The organism is Pseudoalteromonas sp. Z1A6, from assembly GCF_011378745.1.
Classification (GTDB): domain Bacteria; phylum Pseudomonadota; class Gammaproteobacteria; order Enterobacterales; family Alteromonadaceae; genus Pseudoalteromonas; species Pseudoalteromonas arctica.
On sequence record NZ_WTKW01000352.1, the window covers coordinates 1 to 4,201 of the forward strand.

A 4,201-nucleotide genomic window follows, 5' to 3' on the forward strand; every position below is an offset into this window, starting at 1 on the left:
AAAAACACTCAGATAGCTGCAAAAAAGTTAAATAATTATCGTAATTAGTTTAAATCCATCAGTTAATTGGTGGAATTTTTTGCTACAATTGTCCGGTAAGTAAAATGAGCGGTTTAACAACACTATGTACAGTTTTTTACTGTTTCTTCTTAGTGGTGTTGATCTTGGTCAGTATATTGTTTTTACAGAAGCGTTATTATAGTCGTTCGGCTTTATTCTCGAGCTAGCTTAATCGAATTTTTGATCAAGTCAGGTTTATGAGCATGAGGCTTTGAATAACCTTGTTTTAATCAAGGGTTTTAATTATGATCGCTTCTATTTTAAAAATTTCGAATAATTAACCTGCTGTAACTGATGTTCTCAATATAGCAAGTGTTGAGAATCATAGTGGAGATAAGTGGATGAGCAATGCGCCTGTAGACAATGGCCGACGTCGCTTTTTAACCATAGCTACCTCTGTTGTAGGTGGTGTTGGTGCGGCTGGGGCTGCTGTTCCTTTTATTGCGTCTTGGAATCCAAGTGAGCGAGCTAAATCTGCGGGTGCGCCTGTAGAAGTAGATATCAGCAAACTTGAGCCTGGACAATTAATACGTGTCGAGTGGCGTGGTAAACCTGTATGGGTTGTATCACGTACCCCAAAAATGCTTGAGCAAATGAAAGAACATGAAGGTCAACTTCGTGATCCGCATTCGCAAGAGCCACAACAATTAGAATCATCAACAAATGATTACCGTTCATTACGTCCAGAGATCTTTTTGGCTGTAGGTATTTGTACGCATTTAGGGTGTTCACCTGGCTTTTTCCAAGGTAACTTTAGTGAAAAAGTTGAAGGAACCGATGATGGCTTCTATTGCCCGTGTCATGGTTCTAAATTTGATATGGCTGGCCGTGTATTTCAATCGGTACCTGCTCCATTAAACTTAGAAATACCACCTTATACTTTTCTTGATGAGACCACTATTTTAGTGGGCGAAGAAAAAGGGGCAGCCTAATGTTTGGTAAGATTATTGGTTGGATCGACGACCGTATCCCAATGACACGTGTTTGGAACATGCATATTGCACAGTATCCAGCACCTAAAAACTTTAACTTCTGGTACTTTTTTGGCTCATTAGCCATGTTAGTACTAGTAAACCAAATACTAACTGGTATTTGGTTGACGATGAACTTTGTTCCATCTTCTGAGGGCGCATTCGCCTCAGTAGAGTACATCATGCGTGATGTACCATATGGCTGGTTACTACGTTATTTGCACTCAACAGGTGCATCAGCGTTTTTCATCGTTGTATATATGCATATGTTCCGTGGCATGATCTACGGTTCTTATCAAAAACCACGTGAGTTATTGTGGTTATTTGGTATGTTTATTTTCTTAGCGCTAATGGCTGAAGCATTCATGGGGTATTTATTACCATGGGGGCAAATGTCGTTCTGGGGTGCGCAGGTAATCATTTCATTATTCGGGGCGATTCCGGTAATTGGTGATGACTTAACACTTTGGATCCGTGGTGACTACGTAATATCAGGTGCAACGCTTAACCGCTTCTTTGCATTACATGTAATTGCACTGCCACTGGTTATTGTAATCTTAGTTTTCTTACATATTGTTGCTCTACACGAAGTGGGTTCGAACAACCCTGAAGGTATTGAGATTAAACGTAAGAAAGGCTCAGTAGCTGAAGAAGATAAGCCTAAATTTAAATTTCACGAGTATTACACTGACAAGAAAGATATTGTTGATGCGATACCGTTCCACCCTTACTACACAGTAAAAGATATTGTGGGTGTGGTTGGTTTCTTAATATTGTTTTGTTGGGTTGTGTTCTTTATGCCTGCGATGAATGGCTTCTTTTTAGAAGGTCCAAACTTCGAGGCAGCTAACCCACTTAAAACACCTGAGCATATTTTCCCGGTTTGGTACTTTACACCATTCTATGCAATCTTACGTGCAATCCCAGATAAGTTAATTGGTGTTGCAGCGATGGGTGCATCGATTGTGGTACTTGCGTTACTACCTTGGGTAGACCGTGGTAGAGTTAAATCGGTTCGTTACCGTTGTGGTTTCCATAAATGGAACATTGCAGGTTTTGTTGTAACTTTCGTTCTTTTAGGTTGGGTGGGTGCAACTCCACAGACTGATCTGAAAACGATTATTTCTCAAATCTGTACTGTGACTTACTTTATGTTCTTCGTACTGTTATTTGTATACAGTAAGAACGAAAAAACTAAGCCATTGCCAGAGAGGTTAACGAAATGATGAAAAAGCTTATTATTGGTTTATTTGCTTTATCAGTAAACTTGTTACCTAACATGGTTATGGCAGCAGGTCCGTCGGTTCCTTTAATGGAAGCGAATAACGACCTTACTGATCAACCATCTTTACAACGCGGTGCAAAGTTGTTCATGAACTACTGCCTTGGTTGTCACCAAATGCAGTATCAACGTTATGAACGTACTTTTCGTGATATTGGTATCCCAACAGAAGTTGGTTTAGAGCAGTTGATTTTTGACGGTTCTAAAGTAGGTAGCCATATTACAAATGCGATTAAAAAAGACGATGCAGCAAAATGGTTTGGTGCGGCTCCGCCGGACTTAACACTAATTGCTCGTGTAAAATCACCAGATTATATTTACACGTACTTAAAATCGTTTTATAAAGATGAATCTCGCCCGTTTGGGGTTAACAATATTGTTTTCCCATCGGTAGGTATGCCTCACGTTCTTCAAGAACTACAAGGTTTACCAACGCCTATCACTAAAGAAGTAGAAGAACATGGTCACACTGTGACCAAAGTTATTGCTACTGAAACAGATGGTTCGGGTGAATTAAGCGTAGATGAATATGACCATGCGGCTCGTGATTTAACGAACTTCCTTGAATACGTGGGTGAACCTTCACGTCTTGAATCGGAAGCGCTAGGTATTAAGGTAATTGGATTTTTAATCATCCTATTTATCTTGGCATTTATGCTTAAGAAAGAATACTGGAGAGATGTTCATTAAGTTGAACATTTTTAAAGGTAATTTTGCAATAGGGGCTTAAGCCCCTTTTGCTGTTTTAGTTATTTAATGGAGGTATAGGCATGGCCGTAGCTGCCAATAAGCGCCCTGTAATGACCCTTTTTTCTGGTGCTAACTGTATGTATAGCCACCAAGTACGTATTGTACTTGCGGAAAAAGGTGTAAGTGTAGATATTCATTTGGCTGAAAAAGATAATTTGCCAGAAGCACTTCACGAAATTAACCCTTACGGTACAGTGCCAACACTGATTGACCGTGAGCTTGGTTTATACCAGGCAAACATCATCATGGAATACCTTGATGAGCGTTTTCCTCATCCTCCACTAATGCCTGTTTACCCGGTAATGCGTGGTCGTAGCCGCTTAATGATGCATCGTATTGATAAAGATTGGTACAGCCTAGCTGACAAAATCAGTAACAACACATCAGATGCAGCTCAAGCTCGTAAAGAGCTAACAGAAGCATTGCTTGCTGTAGCACCTATTTTTAGCGAAGCACCTTACTTTATGAGTGAAGAGTTTAGCTTAGTAGACTGTTATTTAGCTCCACTATTATGGCGTTTACCAGAGTTTGGTATTGAGCTTAATGGTGCAGGTTCTAAAGAGCTTAAAGAGTACATGATCCGTTTATTTGAACGTGAGTCATTCCAAGCCTCTTTAACTGAAGCTGAGCGTGAGATCCGTTTATAATGACGCCTAATCGTCCTTATTTATTACGTGCTTTTTTTGATTGGATAGTCGATAACGAGTGTACACCGCATTTAGTGGTAGACGCTGGATTTGCAAATGTACAAGTGCCAACACAATTTGTTCAAGACGGACAAATTGTTTTAAACATAAGTCCATCAGCGGTCACACAGTTTTCGTTAGACTTAACCCAACTTAGCTTCAGTGCGCGCTTTGGTGGTCAGCCAATGCAAGTGTATGTACCTCTAGGTGCTGTGCTTGCAATATACGCGCGTGAAAATGGCGAAGGAACAGTCTTTACCGCAGATGAGTTTTTAGAGGACGAAGACGATTTTGTGCCAGAGCTTGAAAGTGTTGATTCATCAGCTGAGTATATTGATGAAACACCACCAGAAAAGCCTGAGAAGAAAAAAGGCTCTCATTTACGTGTTATTAAATAATAAGTAAATGCCAAAAAAAACCGCTGAATAAGCGGTTTTTTTATGTCTGTATTT

Annotated in this window: 5 protein-coding genes; all 5 read left to right on the forward strand. The window is 39.9% G+C overall.

The features are described from left to right. Window positions 1-401: 401 nt before the first annotated feature. The 5 genes from petA to GQR46_RS16905 all read left to right on the forward strand — a co-directional run bounded on the left by petA (window position 402) and on the right by GQR46_RS16905 (window position 4,147). Window positions 402-992 carry a ubiquinol-cytochrome c reductase iron-sulfur subunit gene (gene petA / locus GQR46_RS16885; RefSeq protein ID WP_007580333.1) on the forward strand — a complete coding sequence of 197 codons (591 nt, stop codon included), beginning with the start codon at window positions 402-404 and terminating at the stop codon, window positions 990-992. Next, window positions 992-2,257: a cytochrome b N-terminal domain-containing protein gene (locus GQR46_RS16890; RefSeq protein WP_165741628.1), complete on the forward strand. Its 1,266-nt coding sequence runs from the start codon at window positions 992-994 to the stop codon at window positions 2,255-2,257. Before petA ends, GQR46_RS16890 begins: the two co-directional genes overlap by 1 nt. Then, entirely contained in the window at window positions 2,254-3,003 is a 750-nt protein-coding gene (locus tag GQR46_RS16895; RefSeq protein ID WP_165741630.1) for a cytochrome c1, read from the forward strand. Before GQR46_RS16890 ends, GQR46_RS16895 begins: the two co-directional genes overlap by 4 nt. An 80-nt stretch (window positions 3,004-3,083) precedes the next feature. Further along, window positions 3,084-3,710: a stringent starvation protein SspA gene (sspA, locus tag GQR46_RS16900; RefSeq protein WP_165741632.1), complete on the forward strand. Its 627-nt coding sequence runs from the start codon at window positions 3,084-3,086 to the stop codon at window positions 3,708-3,710. Next, window positions 3,710-4,147 carry a ClpXP protease specificity-enhancing factor gene (locus GQR46_RS16905; protein WP_024593995.1) on the forward strand — a complete coding sequence of 146 codons (438 nt, stop codon included), beginning with the start codon at window positions 3,710-3,712 and terminating at the stop codon, window positions 4,145-4,147. The genes sspA and GQR46_RS16905 overlap by 1 nt, the downstream gene beginning before the upstream one ends. Window positions 4,148-4,201: the final 54 nt, after the last annotated feature.

Bases quoted from the DNA above. Each gene is read 5' to 3' on its own strand.
- petA (WP_007580333.1), top strand. From the start codon at position 402: ATGAGCAATGCGCCTGTAGACAATGGCCGACGTCGCTTTTTAACCATA.
- GQR46_RS16890 (WP_165741628.1), top strand. From the start codon at position 992: ATGTTTGGTAAGATTATTGGTTGGATCGACGACCGTATCCCAATGACA.
- GQR46_RS16895 (WP_165741630.1), top strand. From the start codon at position 2,254: ATGATGAAAAAGCTTATTATTGGTTTATTTGCTTTATCAGTAAACTTG.
- sspA (WP_165741632.1), top strand. From the start codon at position 3,084: ATGGCCGTAGCTGCCAATAAGCGCCCTGTAATGACCCTTTTTTCTGGT.
- GQR46_RS16905 (WP_024593995.1), top strand. From the start codon at position 3,710: ATGACGCCTAATCGTCCTTATTTATTACGTGCTTTTTTTGATTGGATA.